At 38.4% G+C, this 19,695-nt stretch carries 18 protein-coding genes and 1 pseudogene; 18 read left to right on the top strand and 1 reads right to left on the bottom strand.

What is annotated here, in order from left to right; genetic code table 11:
* Positions 1-9 precede the first annotated feature (9 nt).
* From OSO01_RS19605 to OSO01_RS19655, 11 genes and pseudogenes are all read left to right on the top strand, one after another.
* Positions 10-627: a YesL family protein gene (locus OSO01_RS19605; protein ID WP_147212173.1), complete on the top strand. Its 618-nt coding sequence runs from the start codon at positions 10-12 to the stop codon at positions 625-627.
* 24 nt (positions 628-651) lie between these two features.
* A complete protein-coding gene (locus OSO01_RS19610; protein WP_246145242.1) occupies positions 652-1,803 on the top strand; it encodes an exo-beta-N-acetylmuramidase NamZ family protein in 1,152 nt (383 codons plus the stop codon).
* A 75-nt stretch (positions 1,804-1,878) separates the two neighbouring features.
* On the top strand, positions 1,879-2,724 hold the full coding sequence (locus OSO01_RS19615; protein WP_246145243.1) for a MurR/RpiR family transcriptional regulator: 846 nt from the start codon (positions 1,879-1,881) through the stop codon (positions 2,722-2,724).
* A 106-nt stretch (positions 2,725-2,830) separates the two neighbouring features.
* Positions 2,831-3,784: a GNAT family N-acetyltransferase gene (locus tag OSO01_RS19620; protein ID WP_147212174.1), complete on the top strand. Its 954-nt coding sequence runs from the start codon at positions 2,831-2,833 to the stop codon at positions 3,782-3,784.
* Positions 3,785-4,105: 321 nt separating this feature from the next.
* Positions 4,106-4,867 carry an IclR family transcriptional regulator gene (locus OSO01_RS19625; RefSeq protein ID WP_147212175.1) on the top strand — a complete coding sequence of 254 codons (762 nt, stop codon included), beginning with the start codon at positions 4,106-4,108 and terminating at the stop codon, positions 4,865-4,867.
* Complete coding sequence (locus tag OSO01_RS19630; protein ID WP_147212176.1) at positions 4,868-5,821, top strand: sugar kinase; 954 nt, start codon at positions 4,868-4,870, stop codon at positions 5,819-5,821.
* An 11-nt stretch (positions 5,822-5,832) separates the two neighbouring features.
* Complete coding sequence (locus tag OSO01_RS19635; protein WP_147212177.1) at positions 5,833-6,462, top strand: bifunctional 4-hydroxy-2-oxoglutarate aldolase/2-dehydro-3-deoxy-phosphogluconate aldolase; 630 nt, start codon at positions 5,833-5,835, stop codon at positions 6,460-6,462.
* Between the two features lie 50 nt (positions 6,463-6,512).
* Positions 6,513-7,661 carry a galactonate dehydratase gene (gene dgoD / locus OSO01_RS19640; RefSeq protein ID WP_147212178.1) on the top strand — a complete coding sequence of 383 codons (1,149 nt, stop codon included), beginning with the start codon at positions 6,513-6,515 and terminating at the stop codon, positions 7,659-7,661.
* 27 nt (positions 7,662-7,688) lie between these two features.
* Positions 7,689-9,046: pseudogene (locus tag OSO01_RS19645) on the top strand (GntP family permease).
* 157 nt (positions 9,047-9,203) lie between these two features.
* Positions 9,204-10,121: a phosphotransferase gene (locus OSO01_RS19650; protein ID WP_147212179.1), complete on the top strand. Its 918-nt coding sequence runs from the start codon at positions 9,204-9,206 to the stop codon at positions 10,119-10,121.
* 74 nt (positions 10,122-10,195) lie between these two features.
* The gene (locus tag OSO01_RS19655; protein ID WP_147212180.1) at positions 10,196-10,609 is read left to right on the top strand and encodes a cytidine deaminase; all 414 of its coding nucleotides are present in this window, start codon (positions 10,196-10,198) and stop codon (positions 10,607-10,609) included.
* Positions 10,610-10,665: 56 nt separating this feature from the next.
* On the opposite strand, the gene OSO01_RS19660 is transcribed toward OSO01_RS19655, so the two are convergent.
* Positions 10,666-11,853, bottom strand: coding sequence for an MFS transporter (locus OSO01_RS19660; RefSeq protein WP_186813716.1), 1,188 nt, complete (start codon positions 11,851-11,853; stop codon positions 10,666-10,668).
* Positions 11,854-12,110: 257 nt separating this feature from the next.
* Here OSO01_RS19660 and OSO01_RS19665 point away from each other — a divergent pair, with 257 nt between their 5' ends.
* From OSO01_RS19665 to OSO01_RS19695, 7 genes are all read left to right on the top strand, one after another.
* A complete protein-coding gene (locus OSO01_RS19665; protein WP_147212182.1) occupies positions 12,111-13,028 on the top strand; it encodes a VOC family protein in 918 nt (305 codons plus the stop codon).
* A 4-nt stretch (positions 13,029-13,032) separates the two neighbouring features.
* Positions 13,033-13,455, top strand: coding sequence for a DUF1801 domain-containing protein (locus OSO01_RS19670; protein ID WP_147212183.1), 423 nt, complete (start codon positions 13,033-13,035; stop codon positions 13,453-13,455).
* 67 nt (positions 13,456-13,522) lie between these two features.
* Positions 13,523-13,954: a GNAT family N-acetyltransferase gene (locus tag OSO01_RS19675; RefSeq protein WP_246145245.1), complete on the top strand. Its 432-nt coding sequence runs from the start codon at positions 13,523-13,525 to the stop codon at positions 13,952-13,954.
* A gap of 265 nt (positions 13,955-14,219) precedes the next feature.
* On the top strand, positions 14,220-15,656 hold the full coding sequence (locus tag OSO01_RS19680; protein ID WP_147212209.1) for a M20 family metallopeptidase: 1,437 nt from the start codon (positions 14,220-14,222) through the stop codon (positions 15,654-15,656).
* A 203-nt stretch (positions 15,657-15,859) separates the two neighbouring features.
* The gene (locus tag OSO01_RS19685) at positions 15,860-17,419 is read left to right on the top strand and encodes a spore germination protein (protein WP_147212185.1); all 1,560 of its coding nucleotides are present in this window, start codon (positions 15,860-15,862) and stop codon (positions 17,417-17,419) included.
* Positions 17,420-17,422: 3 nt separating this feature from the next.
* Positions 17,423-18,535, top strand: a complete 1,113-nt coding sequence (locus OSO01_RS19690) for a GerAB/ArcD/ProY family transporter (protein ID WP_147212186.1) — start codon at positions 17,423-17,425, stop codon at positions 18,533-18,535.
* The gene (locus tag OSO01_RS19695; protein ID WP_147212187.1) at positions 18,532-19,680 is read left to right on the top strand and encodes a Ger(x)C family spore germination protein; all 1,149 of its coding nucleotides are present in this window, start codon (positions 18,532-18,534) and stop codon (positions 19,678-19,680) included. Before OSO01_RS19690 ends, OSO01_RS19695 begins: the two co-directional genes overlap by 4 nt.
* Positions 19,681-19,695: the final 15 nt, after the last annotated feature.

The raw sequence follows: 19,695 nt of genomic DNA on the forward strand, positions 1-19,695 counted from the left end.
GAGGTTACGATGAGTGGTTTTATTGATGGATATTATCGATTTGCCGTATGGGTTACCAAATTTGCTTATCTAAATTTACTATGGATTGCTTTCTCGCTGCTCGGACTTGGTTTATTTGGTTTATTTCCTGCTACGGCAGCGATGTTTGCAGTGGTAAGAAAGTGGATTAATGGAGAGAAGGATATACCTGTATTTCATGTTTTTTGGAGGTCCTATAAAAAAGAATTTCTAAAAATAAATATTTTAGGATATATTTTGGCTGGAACAGGCTATTTGATGACAATGGAATTTCAAATTTTACGGACACAGGAGCATATCGCATATACGATGGCAAGTTTTGCAGTTGTTGGCTTATTTTTGTTATTATTTGTGATTGCTCTCTATCTTTTCCCAATCTTTGTACATTTTCAACTACGCACATTGGACTATATTAAATGGGCATTACTCATCGGAATTGGACATCCTTTATTAACGGTGTTTCTTCTTGGAATTATTATCGCTTTAACGTATCTTTCGTTTATGACAATCCCTGCGTTATTATTTTTCTTCGGGGGAAGTATATTCGCATATATCATCATGTGGGGTGTTCATTTAACCTTCTCAAAAATGGAAGAAACCCTTGCGTAAAATAGATATGGAGGTGCTTAAGAATTGGTACGATCAGGTCTGGATATTTTTTTAGAAAAAGGATATAAGCGGGTGGAGGGTCTGCGGATTGGTCTCGTTACCAATATGACAGGTGTGAATGGAAGGCTTCAGCCCGCTGTCGATTTATTTGCTGAACATCCGGGAATTACCCTTGTTGCCTTATACGGTCCTGAACATGGTATTCGCGGAGATGCGAAAGAAGGGCAGAAAGTAACATCTTCAATTGATAACGCCACAGGATTACCTGTTTACAGCTTGTATGGTGAAATGAGAAAACCGAGTAAAGAAATGCTGGCAGATGTGGATGCCCTCATATTCGATTTACAGGATATCGGCTCCAGATACTATACGTATATTTATACAATGGCTTATGTTATGGAAGCCTGTATGGAATACGGAAAAAAACTGATTGTCCTTGACCGGCCCAACCCTGTTTCCGGGCTGGAAATGGAGGGAAATCTGGTAGAAAAAGAATTACGTTCCTTTGTGGGTTTACTTCCAATCCCGAATCGTCACGGTATGACGATAGGGGAATTGGCATTATTATTCAAAAATGAGTTTGCTTATTCATGTGATCTTTCTATCATACCGATGGAAGGCTGGAAACGCAGTATGTATTTTGATGATACGAGTTTATTTTGGGTTCCACCGTCTCCGAATACACCTGCTATCGATACAGCTGTTTTATATCCTGGCACTTGCCTTATCGAAGGGACGAATGTATCCGAGGGGAGAGGGACCGCAAAGCCATTTGAATGGATTGGGGCTCCATTTATCGACGGGCAGAAGCTGGCAAAAGTGTATAACGATAAAAAAATACCCGGGGTCCTGGCCCGCCCTGTTTCTTTTGTTCCCACCTATCAAAAACATGAAGGTGAACCCTGCAGCGGCGTGCAGCTTCATATTGAAAACCGCAATAAGCTGCATTCCTTAAAGGCAGGTCTAGCCTTAGTTGAAACAATCGCAAATTTATATCCCAACCAATTTCAGTTTATCCAAAATGAAAATGGGAAGTATTTCTTTGATTTACTGGCGGGAACAAAACGATTAAGAAAATATATTTTAGATGGGGAAGCGGAAAGCTATTTGGAGGAAAGTCAACAAGAGCTGGAACTATTTAAAAAAATGAGGAAAAAATATCTTTTATACCGTTAGAAGAAATACAGCTTCGATGAGAGAAAAAGAAATGAGTTGATCATATTGCCTTTTATGAACGGTGGAATAACAAGAATGAACGAGATGCTGCCCAGTCTCCCCCCATCTGAAAAAAAGATTGCTGAATACATTTTAAAGAATCCGGAATCGGCTATATCATTAACTGCAAAGGAGCTTGGGAAACGCAGTGAAACAAGCGGGGCAGCAGTAATTCGATTATGCAAGTCTTTGAATCTGAAAGGCTTCCATGATTTAAAAATCCGCATCGCAGGTGATTTGCAAAGCAAAGAAGAATACGGCTTCCGCGACATTGATCCCGATGAGACATCTTTATCCATTATTGAAAAAATGACGAATAACAGTATTCAAACAATACGGGAAACAGCACAATTAATTGATATTGATCAGCTGCAGGAAGGTATACAATCGATGAATGATGCATCAAAAATACTATTTATCGGTATTGGTGCATCAGGAATGATTGCTCAGGATGCGGTACAAAAATTTATTCGGATTAATAAAAATGCCTATGCATTTGAAGATATGCATACGGCAGCATTAGTGCTGGCCAATATGAGTGAAAATGATGTCGTTGTCGGTATTTCTTTTTCTGGAGAAACCATTGAAATTGCAAATATGCTTCACCTTGCTAAAAAAAGAGGGGTGAAAACAATCAGTCTGACAAAATACGGGAAATGGCCTGTCACGGAGCATGCAGATATCAAATTGTATACGTCTACGACAAGAGAGCCTATTTTCCGAAGCGGAGCTACATCCTCCAGGATAGCACAGTTGCAGGTTATGGATATTTTATTTATGAGTGTGGCAGCATTGCAGTATCCTGTTACAGTGAAGCACCTGGATGAAACAAGGGCTGCTGTTGATTTCTTTAAACAAGGAAATGAAAAGATAAAAAAATAAGGATGCTAATGAATGCGTTTTTATTTGGGTTTTATTACGGTATGATAAAAGAAATAAATAAATTTTAGTATCAACACCCATCCAAAAAAAGAAGGGATAATCAATAATGAGGTTAGAACCATGGAATGAAGAGCGGATAGAAGATATTGTTCAATTATGGAATCAGGAAATTGGAGCCGGATTTCCAATGCGTAAAGAGTTATTTAAACAAAATAGTTTCACTGACGAAAATATATGCAGTATAGCCTCAATGATTGCCGTCGATAATGAAGATAATGTTATCGGATTTGTTGCCGCAAAAATATATCAAGAAAAAGAGAAGATTGGTATGAGCAGGACGACCGGATGGATTCAGGTGCTTCTTGTCAGCCGGAAGCACAGAAACCAGGGCATAGGCTCAAAATTATTAGCAAACGCTGAAACATATTTAAAGGCCGCTGGTGCAAATCAAATTCTCTTGGGGCGCGACCCATGGCATTATTTCCCTGGTATTCCGGATGAAATGGTGGAAACAAAAGCCTGGTTTGCTCATAAAGGATATGAAAATAATGGTACTGAGCATGACATGATTAGAAAGTATAACGTTAATAATGAAATAAAAACCCCGAAAATAGAGGGGGTAGAATTTAGCGTTTTAAAGCTGGGAGAGAAGGAATTATTCCTTGAATTTTTACATCGCTGTTTCCCGGGAAGATGGGAATATGAAGCGATTCATTATTTTCAAAAAGGCGGTACAGGAAGAGAATTTGCTATTTTAAAGAAAGAGGAAAGAATCATTGGGTTCTGTCGCATGAATGATGAAAAATCCTTGTTAATTGCTCAAAATGTATACTGGGCGCCTTTGTTCAAGGAGAGCTTAGGCGGTATTGGACCTTTAGGAGTAGATGAGAGGGAACGCGGACAAGGATACGGCTTGGCAATAGTTGAAGCGGCTATTTCATTTTTAAGGCAGCGTGGTATTTCTCGCATTGTAATTGACTGGACAGGGCTGGTGGGATTTTATAATTTATTAGGGTATGATGTTTGGAAAACATATGCTGCGTATAAAAAAGATATCTAACATACTTATTTTTTATAAATAATTACTATTTTACAAAGTGCTTTCCTGAAAATAACAGGATGGCGCTTTTTATATTTCTTTTTTCGTTTAACTAGTCATGGCAGCATCGCAGTCACCTAGTTCCTTTGTATAGCACAGATATCATGCAGCTTTTGGAAGTATTTATTCATTTTATTACAGGTGGCTGTGAACGATAAATAAATACAACCTGTTTTATTATTTTTCCTTTTACAGTTGTCATTTTAAAAAATACATGTTAAAGTTCTAAATATAAAAATCATATACAAGATGTTAAATCACATATGTGATGGAGGAGATTTTATGTCAGTTAAATCCGCAGAACGTGTTTTAAGAATTTTTGAATTATTAAGTGCAAATATTGATGGGATGACAATTAAAGAAATTAGTGAAACTTTGCAGCTACCACAAAGCAGTACATCAGGGTTAATAAAAACACTGCTTAATGAAAATTACTTATCAGTTAATCAGCAGAATCACTTTATTTTAGGACCGAAACTTATTCCGGTGGGAAATGCAGCAATGGAGTCCCTAGATATATCTTCTTTAGGGCATTCTTCTTTAAAAGAATTAATGGAATTAATTGAAGAAACTGTATTTATGGCAGTGCTGGCAGATCAAGAGCTGGTTTATGTTGCTAAAATTGACAGTAACCGTTCAATCAGAACTTCAGCTTACCCAGGGGGACAGAAGCCGCTATATTGCACAGGACTTGGAAAGGCTTACCTGGCATTTATGAATGAAGCTGACCGGGCTGACTATTTAAATACTATTGAATTAAAGCCAATTACGAAGCAGACAATCACTGATAAAGAAAAATTAGAGGAGAAGCTCCAAGAATACAAACAGCAGGGATATTCCATTGATAATGAGGAAAATGAAGACGGTCTTTACTGTTTAGCAGCACCAATATTTGATATGAAGGGAGCTATCCAAGCAGCAATTAGTGTAGCTGGACCTAAAGAGAGGATGCTTAGACAGGAAGATAGCATTATTAAGCATTTAAAGCAAAAAGCAAATGATATTTCCGCAAAACTGGGATATGTGCGTAAGGAAGGTGTGTAAATGGACGTTTTAAGTGTTGGAGAAACAATGGTTCTATTTTCTCCTAAGACAAATGGACAATTGCGATATGCAAATGACTTTTCAGCAAGAATTGCTGGTGCAGAAACGAATACATTAATAGGCTTAGCAAAGCTTGGGCACAAGACCAGCTGGATCAGCAGAGTAGGAAACGATGAACTTGGTGCAAAAATTGTAAGCGCTGTAAGAGGGGAAGGAGTTGACACAACGCATGTAAAACACGATAAGGAAGCAGCTACCGGGCTTTTCCTGAAAGAAAAAACAAATGCACAAACAAGCTCAATTTTTTATTATAGAAAAGACTCCGCTGCCAGTAAAATGACTTCAGAGGATATTGAAAACATAGATGTTTCTGATACAAAGTACCTCTATATAACAGGGATTACTCCTGCGTTGAGCAAATCCTGTGAAGAGATGATTTTTGCACTTCTGCATAAGGCAAAGAAAGAAAAAGTAACAGTTGTTTTTGATCCAAATATAAGGAAAAAATTACTCGATAAAAACAATGGTGTAGAACTGATAAAGAAGATAATCGGCTTATCTGATATTGTGCTTCCAGGAAAGTCAGAAGGTGATTTTTTATTTGATACAACCGATGCAGCAGAAATTAGCAAGTACTGTAGAAATCTTGGAGCTGGGGCAGTGGTAGTCAAACTTGGGGAAAAGGGAGCTTACTATGAAAATAAAGATCAAAATGGATTTGTGGGTGCCTATTCCGTTCCTTATGTTATGGACCCTGTTGGTGCAGGAGATGGTTTTGCAGCAGGATTGTTATCAGGATTATTGGATGAGTTAGCTTGGAAGGATGCTGTGAAACGGGCCTGTGCTATGGGAGCTTTGGTAACTCAGGTTGATGGCGATATCGAAGGTCTGCCAACTCAAGATCAGCTACAGGCATTTATGGAATCAGACAATCAGGATGATGTAAATCGATAAGGAGGGTTTTTTTGAATACACTTGAAGCTATTTATCTGCATAAAATTATTGCGATTATCCGTGGAGCGAAGAAAGAAGATTTGTTGCAAATTGGAGCAGCTTTAAAAGAGGGAGGTGTCCGTCTTATTGAGGTGACATTAAATTCTCCAGGCGCAATAGAAGGAATTAAACAGTTGAAGGAAGCATTTGGAGAAGAAATGAGGGTTGGTGCCGGGACGGTTCTAGATCCGGAGTCTGCTAAAGGAGCCATAGATGCAGGTGCGGATTTTATTTTATCGCCAACAGTAAGTAAAGAAACAATAAAAATAACAAAACGCTATGGGAAAGTGAGTATTCCCGGAGCTTTTACGCCGACAGAAATATTGACAGCTTACGAAGAAGGAGCAGATTTAGTAAAGGTCTTTCCCGCAAGTATTGGAGCATCCTATATTAAGGATATACGTGGGCCTCTTTCTCATATTCCATTAGTTCCAACTGGGGGAGTAGGTCTGGATAATATTGTTGACTTCCAAAAGGCTGGAGCAGCAGCATTTGGAATTGGAAGCTCACTGGTAAATACAAAGAAAGACTTCGATGAAGCATACTTGTCAAAATTAACAGAAAATGCACGGGCATTTGTTCAGGCAGTTTCTGTTGAGTAGATAAAAATCTTTTGATTTTAAGAATTTAATAAAAAAAGATGATAAAAGCTATGAAAATTACAAACTATGAATTATTCCAGGTACAGCCAAGATGGTTATTTTTAAAGATAGAGACGGATGAAGGAATAACTGGATGGGGAGAGCCGGTTATTGAAGGACGAGCTGCTACCGTAAAAGCTGCAGTTATTGAACTGATGGAGTATTTAATAGGGAAAGATCCATTGCAGATAGAAGATCATTGGAATGTAATGTATCGTGGTGGATTTTATCGTGGTGGACCTATTTTAATGAGTGCTATTTCAGGTATTGACCAGGCACTTTGGGATATTAAAGGGAAATATTTAAACGTACCAATCCATCAGCTGCTTGGAGGAAAGGCAAGAGAATCTATTAAAGTATACTCCTGGATTGGCGGGGACCGTCCATCTGACGTTGGAGCAGCTGCTAAGGAAGTAGTTGATAAAGGATTTACAGCTATTAAAATGAACGGTACCGATGAACTGCAATACATTGACTCTTATGAAAAGATAGATCGTGTATTAGCTAATGTTTCAGCTATTCGTGATGCAGTAGGTCCTTATATCGGAATAGGAATTGATTTTCATGGACGTGTTCATAAACCGATGGCAAAGGTATTGGCAAAAGAGCTGGAACAATTCCGCCCAATGTTTATTGAAGAACCTGTTTTACCAGAAAATAATGAAGCATTACGTGATATTGCCAATCATACAGTAATTCCGATAGCAACAGGGGAAAGAATGTATTCTAAATGGGATTTTAAAAATCTGTTAAAGGATGGATATGTGGATATTATCCAGCCGGATTTATCTCATGCCGGGGGAATTACAGAAAACAAAAAAATCTTATCCATGGCAGAAGCATTTGATGTAGCTGCTGCTCCACATTGTCCTTTAGGTCCAATTGCCTTGGCAGCTTGCCTACAGGTAGATGCGACATGTCATAATGCATTTATTCAGGAGCAAAGCCTGGGTATTCATTATAATCAGGGCTCTGACTTACTGGATTATTTAAAAGATGACAGCGTATTCAAATATAAGGATGGATATGTTGATATTCCAGATCGTCCAGGTTTAGGAATTGCAATCAATGAGGAGCATGTTCGTGAGATGGCTAAAAAAGGGCATAATTGGAGAAATCCGGTTTGGCGTCATAGAGATACTAGTGTTGCTGAGTGGTAAGAAGCAGATAGAGAAGGAGGAAAATAAATGTCTTCAACTGGTTTAATATTAATAACAATTTTGGGTATAGCCGTCCTATTGTATTTAATTATGCATTCAAAAATGCAGGCGTTCCTGGCTCTATTAATTGCCAGTATCCTCATCGGCCTTTTCACAGGAATGGAACCAGCTTTCCTGTTGGAAGTAATAGAAGTTGGGATGGGGGAACTCTGGGATTTATAGCAATCGTAGTTGGACTTGGTGCCATGTTCGGGGAAGTACTCAGAGCATCCGGAGGTGCAGAGCGTCTTGCGTTTACCCTGGTTGATAAATTTGGTGAAAAACGTGCACAATGGGCACTTGGATTAACCGGATTTATTGTAGCTATTCCGGTATTTTTAGATGTTGCCCTTGTTATTCTGATTCCTATTCTTTATAGTTTGGCAATACGTACGCGTAAATCGTTACTTTACTATGGAATCCCGCTTCTGGCAGGCTTGGCAGTAGCACATAGTTTTATTCCTCCTACACCTGGTCCGATTGCGGTAGCATCTGTATTAGGCGTTGATTTAGGATGGATGATGCTATTTGGTGTTATTGCCGGGATACCAGCAATGATTGTAGCTGGACCAATATTCGGGCGTTATATTGGAAATAAAATTCATGTTGATGTTCCTGAACATATTAAAGAGGAAGAAGAGAGAAAGAAAGCAAATAATGAGGAAGGTAAACTGCTTCCTAGCTTTGGAATGATTTGCTTCTTAATCTTGTCCCCATTAGTATTAATCCTATTTAACACAACTGGAGGTATCTTGCTGAAAGAAGGCATTTTTAAAGAAGTTGTAACATTTATTGGCCATCCATTTGTTGCTTTAATAATTGCAACATTACTTTCAATGTACTTTCTCGGTAAACGCCGTGGTGTCACAAAAAATGAAATGCAATCAATGACAACTAAAGCACTTGAGCCTGCAGGTATTGTTATTTTAATTACCGGGGCGGGAGGTGTCTTCAAAGAAGTGCTGATTGAAAGCGGAGTCGGCGATGCTATGGGAGAATTAATGGCTTCTTCCGGTTTCCCCTTAGTGCTGCTTGCTTTTTTGATTTCTACTTTTGTCCGCGTAGCTCAAGGTTCAGCAACAGTAGCAATGATTACAGCAGCAGGATTGATTTCTCCTATTCTTGACATGACTGAGCTTTCTCAGCCAATGCTGGCGCTTATTGCTATTTCAATCGCCTGTGGAGCAACTGTCTTATCTCATGTAAATGATTCTGGCTTCTGGCTTGTAAACCGGTTATTTGCGATGACAGAAAAAGATACCCTTAAATCATGGACAGTTATGGAAACCATTATTGGTTTAGTTGGATTTTTTGTGGTATTTGGATTAAGCTTTTTCATATCATAATACATGTAGAAATAAAAGATTATCATTATAGGGTACTCTCCTTAAAGATCCGGAGAGTACTTTTATTTTAATACTTACAAAGTCTAAGCTATAATTGCATTATAACCGGAATTTTTAAATTATTAATATTAGGTGTCTTTAAAAGGGGAAATGAAAGATGAGTAGTAAAGCAATTTTAAAAGAATTTGGATTTAATGTCGCTGAAGAACAAAAAAGCATTTATCCATTTTCTCCAGTCTATAAGCTTCATAATTATATAATCAAGAAAACGCAATACCCATTGGAAAGAGCACGAAATCTCGTCAGATATACTACGTACTTAAAAGAAAAAGGTATACCCGTCGTCACTCCAGTTAACGTAAACACCTGCAATCCAAAACAAATAGATGATGCATGCTATATTTGTTACCCGTTTATAAATGGAAGCAATTATCAGGGAACAGAGAAAGAAATTATCCGGGCAGGAGAGCTTCTTGGCCGTATACATGCGCTTTCCTCTTCTAAAAATACGTTTGGTTTAAGCGAATATGATGTTTTTGATTTTTATCATCATGAAGTGGATAATGATATGCAAAAGATTAGCAACTTTGTCAGCAGCTATCAAGTCAACATTCCTATTCAGAAGTTGAAAGAGTTATTACATATGGCAGTGGAGAATCAGGAAACATTGAAAAATACCTCATTAAAATGGGTGGAGACACCACATGATTATAAAGCGAATAATCTGGTATTTCAAAATAATCCTGTTCTTATAGATCCTGATAATGCCAAGTGGATTCCGCGCACTTTTGATTTAGCATTGGTATTATTATTGTTTCATAATGAATTATCTTCTGCCCCCAACCGTACTTTTACACCAAAAGAATGGAAACTGTTTTTAGAGGGCTATTCCAAACATCAAACTTTAACCAATGTAGAGATAAAAGCTTGGGAAGAAACAGTATTGCATGTATTTTTGGACGAAGTAATGTGGCTGATGGCCGAAGTGGAAGAGGATTGGGAAAGGAAAGAGCAAAGAGATCTATTCGTCAGTGTTACAGAAACGCTGTTTCATATAAAAGATTATTCTGTTTAAAAGAATAGAAGTAAGCAGAGGTTCATTAAGCCGCCGTATAGACAATGCAAAAGATTAAAATTGGAGAGATTAATATGAATATAGAACAGCAGCTATACAATGCTGCAGTAGATTTAATTAAAAAAAGATACCCATCTGGCTGGGGTGGTGCAGCAGCCATGTACACAGAATCAGGTCAGATATTAACAAGTGTTGCTCCTGAAGTTATTAACGCCTCTACAGAATTATGTATAGAAACAGGAGCAATTTTAGAAGCACATAAGCTTAATACAAAAGTAACCCGTTCCATTTGTGTTGCCAGAGAGGACGAAAATGCCCCATACCTCATTTTAACGCCATGTGGTGTTTGTCAGGAACGGCTATTTTATTGGGGAGAGGATGTAAAAGCAGCTGTAACAAATCCAGATAATGAGCTTGAATTTAAAACATTGAAAGAATTGCAGCCTTATCATTGGCTTAAAGCATATGAGAGTGGAAATTTAACTTGAAGAGAATAAAAAGAACGGCCAAATACAACATGTATCAGCCGTTCTTTTTTACAAAATTATTCATAAGCCTTTTCAGCAGATCTGAATAAAGACTTATCTTCCATTTTATGCGTAACAAACATCAATATCACTCCAAAGAAAATCATCCCGCCGGCGACAAAAGTGATTTGTCTGAATGAAAATTGATTCGTCAGCAGAAGACTTCCAAGGGTTGCCCCAATCGAGTTTGCCAGGTTGAACACCGATGCAGCAATTGTTCCTGATAAAGCTGGAGCTTCCGTTGCTGCCAGGATAATCTTTGCATTTAATATCGGTGTTGTTCCAAATGTGCCAGCTCCAAATAAGAAGCAGGCAACATACGTGAAGAATGGGTTCGCAAGCAGGAAAGTGAAGCCGATCAGCACGGTGCCTAAAATAGTCATCGCTACGATTAAGCGCTCTGTCAATACCTCAGGCTGAATGCTTCCAGAAACAAAATTCCCTATCACAGCGCCAAGCCCGAATAAGAATAATCCAATCGTTATACTTGTTACATCAAAGCCTGCAATTTCTCTGAGCATCGGCTCTGTGAACGTATATGCTGTAAACACACCGGAAAAGCCTAAAACAATCACGGCAATCAGCATCCAGACATTTTTATTCTTTACTATAGCCATTTCGTTCTTTAACTTAGGAATTTCTTTTTGCTTGATATCGGGTGTGACAATCATGATTCCAATTAAATTGATAATACCCATCAATGCAATAAACCAGAATACGAGTCTCCAATCCAGCATGCCGCCGATGTATGATCCAAAGGGAACTCCAAGCATAATAGCAATAGTAAGACCTCCCTGCACAGCAGCAATTGCGCTGGTGCGTTTGTGAGGCGGAGAAATATCGACAGCCATACTCATACACAACCCAAAGAATGGTGCGTGCATCGTTGCAGAAAGAAGTCTGGATAGAAGTAATATCTCAAATGTAGGAGCTGTGGCAGCCACAATATTACTTATTATAAAAATAGACATGAGTGCGATTAATAATGATTTCGGTGAATATTTAACCGTCAGTATCCGAAGCACCGGACCGCAGACAGCGACACTGATGGCGTAGACACTGAGCAATAATCCAGTTGCAGAAACTGCTACATCCAGATCAGCAGCAAATTGTGTTAATAAGCCAGTTACAGCATATTCTGTCATCCCGATTGCAAACGTACCAATCATAAATACGGATAAAATCATATTACGGGAGAATTTCATTGTCACTATATAACACTTCCTTTCGTTCTAACTAAAAAAACAATAGCACTATCATAGTGGAAGAGATGTTCTGTGTCTAGGCATCTGTTTAAGAAAAAGAAAGAAATAATTTTCAGATTAATGGAAGCGTAAATCATTGGTATAGCACGATAACAAGCGGGTTTAAAAAAGACGAAAAAAAGAGCAAACTAGAAGAAGCAGAGCAGGTTAGAAAATGGTATATTAAAAGTATCTTTTATCTTAAAGGAGGAAAAATAATGACAACGATTACGAAAAATATTGTTCCACATCTCTGGTTTGATAAAGAAGCAAAAGAAGCTGTGGCATTCTACACTTCCATTTTTCCTGATTCGCAGATTATCAGTGAAATTGTTTTAAAGGATACACCATCAGGAGATTGTGATTTGATATCCTTTGATTTATGGGGACAGCGTTTTATGGCAATCAGTGCAGGTCCATATTTTTCAATTAATCCGTCGATTTCCTTTATGGTAAATTTTGATCCGGCCCGGGATAAGAATGCATCCAGTCAGATTGAAGAGGTTTGGGAGAAGCTGTCCGATGGCGGGCAGGTACTTATGTCGTTTGATGCGTATCCCTTCAGTGAAAAATACGGATGGATACAAGATAAATACGGGCTTTCCTGGCAGCTTATCCTGACCAACCCCGAGGGAGAAGAAAGACCGCCAATATTACCGTCGATGATGTTCATTGGTGAAAATGTAGGGAAAGCGGAAGAAGCTGTACAATTTTATCAATCTATTTTTAAAAATAGTAAACAGGGAGTCGTTGCCCATTATCCGGCAGGGATGGATCCAAACAAAGAGGGAACAGTAATGTTTTCTGATTTTATGCTCGAAAATGTCTGGATGACAGCAATGGATAGTGCTCTGAATCATGATTTTCAATTTAATGAAGCTGTTTCTTTACTGGTTAATTGTGAAACGCAGGAAGAAATTGATTATTATTTTGAGCATTTATCGGCAGTACCTGAAGCAGAGCAATGTGGCTGGCTAAAGGACAGGTATGGTGTATCCTGGCAAATTTCTCCCAAAGATATGGATGAAATGATGAGTGAGAATGCAACAACAGAGCAAATTGCCAGAGTTAACAAGGCAATGATGCCAATGAAGAAATTAGATATAGAAACATTGCGAAAGGCATATGAGGGGTAAATAAATGTACAAATTAAAAACAAAAGAAACAGATAACAGTGTCATTGAATTTATTGAACAGGTAGAGCAGCCAAAGAAGCGGGAGGATGCATACCGCCTGCTGGATATATTCGCTGAGACAACCGGATTTGAGGCAGCAATGTGGGGCCCGAGTATTATTGGCTTTGGTAAGTATCATTATAAATATGATTCAGGCCATGAGGGAGACGCACCTTTAGTCGGCTTTTCTCCAAGAAAGGCTAAGATAAGTCTTTACTTTGCAACAGGAGATACAGAGCGTGAACACTTGCTTGAAAAATTTGGTAAACATACAACAGGTAAGTCCTGCGTCTATATTAATAAAGTGGCAGATATTGATGAAGAGGTATTAAAGGAATTAATTAAGCAGTCTGTGCTTTTTTTACAGGAGAGATATCCGGGAAAGTAGGGGAAGCGCTATATATACAATCAGAAAAATAGAGCAAAGCCGGAAAGATACTGATTTTTTAACGGATATGCTATACGAATCTATATATATCCCGTCTGATAAGCCGCCAAAAGAAGAGCTGCTCCAAGCAGCGTATTTACGTAAATATCATCAAAACTGGGGAAGAACAGGAGATATGGCTCTTATTGCAATAAATCAACAGAATCAGGCTGTTGGAGCGGTATGGTGCCGCCTGTTTAACGAAAATGAAAAAGGATATGGCTTTGTCAGTCCTGATATTCCTGAGCTCGGTATTGCAATTGTTGAAAGTGAAAGAGGCAAGGGATTAGGAAAGCAATTATTGATTGAAATAATAAAAGGAGCTAAGAAAGCAGGATACATTGGGCTGTCTCTCAGTGTCGATCTAAAAAATACAGGAGCAATCAGCCTGTATCATCAATTGGGTTTTGAAGATATAGAGATAGAAGGAACATCAAAAACGATGTTATATTCGTTTTAATTATAGGAAAAGGTCGTGTGAGAAATTGAAAAATTTTTTCATGCGGCTTATTTTTTGATTCTTTAAAGATGTAGCAAATATAATTTTCTTTCTTATATTCACGATGTTTACTATGATTTATTTTTATTGTGAAAATGAATTACATAATTTAGTAACCCAATTTACATAGTTGTATTATCTAATAGTAGAGGTAATTATTTCATTGCACTCTATTTTGCTATAAAATATATAATAGCACTAAAGAAGAAAGGAATGTATGAGAACAATGAGTATTATCAGCCAAATCGAAGAAATAATCGAACAGAAGCGGGAAGCTTTTTTTAAAGTAAGTGATCAAATTTGGGAAACACCTGAAATTCGTTATGAAGAAAAACAGTCTTTTAAATGCTCAGCTGATTTTATGGAGGAGCAAGGCTTTCAGGTAGAACGTGGAGTAGCCAGTATTCCGACTGCATTCACTGCAACCTTTGGAAACAGTGGTCCGGTGATTGCAATATTAGGAGAATATGATGCTTTACCTGGTTTAAGTCAAAAAGCCGGTGTGACTGAATTTGATCCGGCAGTACCATATGGTCCAGGACATGGCTGCGGTCATAATCTGCTTGGCGTAGGTTCAATGTCTGCTGCAGTTGCTGTAAAAGAATACTTAGAGAAAAATAATTTAGAAGGAACGATCCGGTATTATGGCTGCCCGGCAGAAGAAAGCGGTTATGCAAAAACATATATGGTCAAAGCAGGGTTATTCGATGATGTGGCTGCATCCTTTTCCTGGCATCCGCATTATACAAACAGCTTGTTTCATGGACCATCACTGGCGGTTATCCACTCCACCTTTACATTTAATGGGATAAGCTCGCATGCAGCAGCTTCTCCAGAATTGGGGCGGAGCGCATTAGATGCTGTGGAACTAATGAATGTCGGTGCCAACTATATGCGGGAGCACATGATTGACGAAGCCCGGGTTCATTATGCAATCACAAACTCTGGAGGAATGTCTCCGAACGTTGTCCAAAAAGAAGCAGAGGTTTCTTATTTTGTCCGTGCTCCTCATGCAGATCAGGCCCGTGCTTTGTTTAAACGTCTGATAAAAATCGCGGAAGGCGCTGCTTTAATGACAGAAACCTCCATGGATTACCGTATTGAAGGCGTATGCTCTAATCTTGTACAAAATGCTACATTAGATAAACTGCTTCATAAAAATATGAAAGCATTAGAACGCCCGCATTTTACAGAGGAAGAGCTGGAATTAAGTAAAAAATATTATAATACATTAAATGAAGATGATATCGCATTTGCTGCCTCACTGGTTGGCAAGAAGAAGGCGAAGGAGCTTGCTGAGCGTCCACTTATTTATGAAGTGGATGCCTACCGCGAGGCGCCGGAATATGTGAAGGGATCAGGTTCTACCGATGTTGGTGCTGTCAGCTGGGTGACACCTACTGCGCAGTTGATGGCTGCAACCTGGACTTTCGGTACTCCATTCCATACTTGGCAGGTGGTGTCTCAAGGAAAGACTTCCTATGCAAAAAAAGGAATGCTTTTTGCAGGAAAAGCGATTGCGAGCACTATTATTGACGTTCTGCAAAATCCAGAAGTACTGCAGGATGCTGCGAAAGAGCTTCGTGATCGTGAGGCAGGACCGGAAAATTATGATTCGCTGCTTCCTGAAGATCAGGATATGCCGTATATACTGAAAAAATAAATATATAACTATATAACAAATATAAGCTAAAACCCTCTTTGTATCAATGGAAGATGCAAAGGGGGTTTTTCGATTGAACCAAGTATAAATATTTGATTTTGTGGAAACGTAAATAAGGATTTTATAAGCTTATTTATTGTTAAAATTATCCCCTATATTTTACTTGGAATATAGGCGGTGCTTGGGGAAGGAGGTAACCTGGAATGAGCCAATCTGTATTTACAAAATTAAAACAGCAGGAAAAAAAGGAAGAAGAAAAGCAACTAGGCAGTCATCCTGTCCAGCCAAAGGTACGTTCGAAGCTTTCGAATAAAGTCAGCGATAACCTCGATACATTAAAGAACGCGATTGGTAATCCAGAAGATTTAAATCTCCGTTATATCTCCATTGGAAAACTGCAAAAGAAATGTGGAATTGCTTATTTATCGGGAATAACAGATACAAATATGATTAATCAGGATATTATCCAGACTTTGCAGCAGAATTTAAAAGAAATGGAAGGCAGCCCTTTAGAAAATGTAAAGCTCGAAATGATTGCAGTTTCCTCCGTGGCAGAATTGAATGATATGAAGGAAATCATTAACCTTGTGCTGGACGGACAAACGGTATTCTTTCTGGAGGAAGAAGAAAATGCGTTAGTCATTGGGACATCTGGTGGAGACAAACGTGCTATTGAGCAGCCGCAATCGGAAAATTTAATCCAGGGGCCAAGAGAAGGATTTGTGGAGAGTTTAGAAGTCAATTTAGCGATGATTCGTCGTAATCTCCGTGATCCAAATCTGCGCTTTAAAGCATATGAAGTCGGTACGAGGTCAAAGCAGAAGCTCGTACTTTGTTATGTAGAAGATGTGATCAATCCCCAGATTCTGGAGGAAGTTATTTATCGGCTTGAATCGATTGAACTGGAATATATCACAGATGTTTCACAAATTGAACAGTGGATTGAGGATAGCTCTCTTTCTCCATTTCCGCAAATGTTAAGTACGGAAAGGCCGGATAAAGTTGCTTTTGAAGTTTTACATGGGCGTTTCGCTGTTTTGGTAGATGGGACTCCTTTTTCGGCAATAGGGCCAGTTGTTCTCAGCGATATTAACAAATCGATGGAAGATTATAACCAGAGATGGATTACTGCATCCTTATTACGTATTCTTCGAGTTGTAGCAAGCTTGATAGCACTATTCTTACCTGCTTTTTACATTGCAATGGTTTTATTTCATCCGGGGATGCTGCCGACAACATTGGTATTCTCCATTGCAGCCAGCCGTGAAGGAATGCCATTTTCTGCGATAGCAGAGATATTATTAATGGCAGCTACCTTTGAAATGCTGCAGGAAGCGGCTATTCGGCTGCCCCGGATAATTGGACAGACGATTGGTATCGTTGGCGGTATTGTTATTGGAGAGGCTGCTGTTAGTGCAGGAATAGCAAGCCCGATTATTGTCATTATTACCGCGTTAACTGCAATTGCCAGCTTTTGTTCCCCTTATTACAGTGTAGCTATCAGTTTTCGAGCTGTCCGTTTTGGTTTTATGCTGATTTGCGCTCTTTTTGGATTATTTGGACTGATTCTTGCGTTTCTTGTTCTTGTTATACACGTTACAAATTTAAAAAGCTTCGGTGTTCCATATAGCTTTACAGTTTTTCCTGCAGTAAAGCAGGATATGATGGACAATGTTATCAGAGGACCAATAACGAAAGTGGAAGAACAGTATATCTTTTTACAGGATGAGTTAAAAGATCCCAACAGACAAAGGAATGAATAATAGATGCGAACAGTAGGGTATGCCGACGGTAAAATATCAAACATAACTATATTAACAATTGTTCCCAGTATTGTTGTTGCTGTCGGGATATTGACTTACCCGCGTACGCTGGCCAGCCAGACAGAGGGCGCAGATGGTTGGATAACATTATTAATTGGAGGGGCAGTTTGTGCATGTTCTACTTTTCTGATTGCTAAAATTGCCTCTTTATTTCCTGGACAGTCTTTTTATACGTATACTTCTTCAATGCTGACGAAGCCGATTGCGATTCTGTTAAGTATGTTGTTTTTTTTATTATCAGTAACCATTGTCAGCTATGAGGCAGCTTTTATTGCTAATATATCTCATCATTATTTGTTTGAAAAAACCCCATCGGAAGCCATTAATCTCGTATTCTTATTTGTGGTTTTGTATGCTGTATGCGGAGAGCGTGTAGCAATTTTTCGGACTGGTTTTGGAATAATTATTTTGACTGCTGTTGCAACAATTGTTTTAGTTATTACGGCTCTTCCTTCTGCAGATTGGAACCGGATGCTCCCGGCCTTTACTACGGATTTCAAATCGTATTTAGGTGAACTGCCAAATAGCATTTTATCTTATTCTGGTGTTTTCGTCCTTTTCTTTTATATGAAGCTAACCAGAACACCATCGAAAAGTGTAAAGTCAGCAGTAATTGGTGCAATAGCCGTGACAGGATTTTATATCACTGTTTATCTAATGTGTATCGCCGTACTTGGAAATGTATCAACAGCTAATACTGTTTATCCGCTGGTTGAATTGGCGAATATGGTGCGATCTATAGGTTTTCTGGATAGAATTGAATCCTTATATTTTGTTATCTGGATTACTACTGTATTTATGACAACTGCCATTGCTTATGATATCAGTGTGTTAATCATTACAGATATTTTTCCGAAAGCAAATAAAATTTTTGTCGCTTTCAGTTTATTACCGTTTGTATACTTTATATCGCTTCTTCCAACCGATTATTATCAAGTGTCAGATTTAGGCACAATAATTGGGTATGCAGCTAAATGTTTAACTATAATCACCCTAGTTTTCTTATGGATAATGTACTGGGGAAAGGGCAGAAAAGGAAAGCGAGGTAAATCATGAGATATCTTTTTTTCTTATTTTGTGTTCCACTATTGTTAATATTGTCAGGGTGCTGGGACAGCTTGGAAATAGAGAATAGGGCTTTTGTGTCTGGAGTGGCAATTGATCCGGTTAAGGATAATGGTGATAAAAACTTAAAAATGATGACACAGGTTGTTATTCCAAACGGACTCGTTTCACTGCCAAATAACAGTAGTGGAGGAGAAAAAAGCTTCCGCAACGTTTCAAGCATTGGTAAAACTATTTTTGAAGTGAAATCGTCCATTGAGGAAAAAGAAGATGGAGATCTTGATAACAGTCATATTGAAATTGTAATTATTTCAGATGAGCTGGTAAAAAGTGAATATAAAATATCAGATATTATAGATGTGTTTATGCGGGAAAGCAGAATGAACCGGGATATTATTTTAGCAGTAGCCAACGGAAGCTCAGAGGAGCTGTTAAATATAGATCCAGAAAATGTAAAGCTTCCTTCTCAATACATTACAGAGCTCATTAAATCCAATTATAAATTAGCAGATTTAGAACCGGAAACTGCAGGAGATATGCAATATTTTTTTATTAAGAATAAAAGTTTTTACCTTCCTTATTTAGAAAATACGCCCTCAACAACTGGTATTCAGTTAGGTGGAGTAGCTGTTTTTGAAGGAGAGAACGGGAAAATGGTTGGCATACTAAAAGGAGATGAAATAACGGGATTAGCATTAACGCGCCCCAGTTTTAGTGAAACGCTTATAGTAGATCATAACGGACAAAAGGCATCGTTCACCATTCCTGATGGACGGACCGAAATAAAACTTCTTAATAGTGATCCCGAAAACCTCCACTTTCAATTTGATGTATTTTTGACTGGAGAGCTTGTAGAAGCTTCTCAAGGACTGGATTTTATCAAGGAAGAGAATATAGAGAATTTGAAAAAGAAATTCAGGCTGGAAGCGGAAAAAGTGATGTCAAAGACAATATCGAAGTTACAGAACGATTATGGTGTAGATATATTGGAATTTCATGAATTTTTGTTTAGAAAGCATCCTGATATCTGGAAGCAGGTAGAAGGCAATTGGGACAGCGGGAAAAATTATTTTTCCAATGTAGACGTAACATTGAATGTAGACGTGACTATACGTGAACCAGGAAATACGAATTGATACAGAGCAGGTGAA

It is taken from the genome of Oceanobacillus sojae, assembly GCF_007991515.1.
GTDB lineage: Bacteria > Bacillota > Bacilli > Bacillales > Amphibacillaceae > Oceanobacillus > Oceanobacillus sojae.

Coding starts and splice junctions, on each gene's coding strand:
- OSO01_RS19605 (WP_147212173.1), top strand. CDS start 10: ATGAGTGGTTTTATTGATGGATATTATCGATTTGCCGTATGGGTTACC.
- OSO01_RS19615 (WP_246145243.1), top strand. CDS start 1,879: ATGAACGAGATGCTGCCCAGTCTCCCCCCATCTGAAAAAAAGATTGCT.
- OSO01_RS19620 (WP_147212174.1), top strand. CDS start 2,831: ATGAGGTTAGAACCATGGAATGAAGAGCGGATAGAAGATATTGTTCAA.
- OSO01_RS19625 (WP_147212175.1), top strand. CDS start 4,106: ATGTCAGTTAAATCCGCAGAACGTGTTTTAAGAATTTTTGAATTATTA.
- OSO01_RS19630 (WP_147212176.1), top strand. CDS start 4,868: ATGGACGTTTTAAGTGTTGGAGAAACAATGGTTCTATTTTCTCCTAAG.
- dgoD (WP_147212178.1), top strand. CDS start 6,513: ATGAAAATTACAAACTATGAATTATTCCAGGTACAGCCAAGATGGTTA.
- OSO01_RS19650 (WP_147212179.1), top strand. CDS start 9,204: ATGAGTAGTAAAGCAATTTTAAAAGAATTTGGATTTAATGTCGCTGAA.
- OSO01_RS19655 (WP_147212180.1), top strand. CDS start 10,196: ATGAATATAGAACAGCAGCTATACAATGCTGCAGTAGATTTAATTAAA.
- OSO01_RS19660 (WP_186813716.1), bottom strand. CDS start 11,853: ATGAAATTCTCCCGTAATATGATTTTATCCGTATTTATGATTGGTACG.
- OSO01_RS19665 (WP_147212182.1), top strand. CDS start 12,111: ATGACAACGATTACGAAAAATATTGTTCCACATCTCTGGTTTGATAAA.
- OSO01_RS19670 (WP_147212183.1), top strand. CDS start 13,033: ATGTACAAATTAAAAACAAAAGAAACAGATAACAGTGTCATTGAATTT.
- OSO01_RS19675 (WP_246145245.1), top strand. CDS start 13,523: ATGCTATACGAATCTATATATATCCCGTCTGATAAGCCGCCAAAAGAA.
- OSO01_RS19680 (WP_147212209.1), top strand. CDS start 14,220: ATGAGTATTATCAGCCAAATCGAAGAAATAATCGAACAGAAGCGGGAA.
- OSO01_RS19685 (WP_147212185.1), top strand. CDS start 15,860: ATGAGCCAATCTGTATTTACAAAATTAAAACAGCAGGAAAAAAAGGAA.
- OSO01_RS19690 (WP_147212186.1), top strand. CDS start 17,423: ATGCGAACAGTAGGGTATGCCGACGGTAAAATATCAAACATAACTATA.
- OSO01_RS19695 (WP_147212187.1), top strand. CDS start 18,532: ATGAGATATCTTTTTTTCTTATTTTGTGTTCCACTATTGTTAATATTG.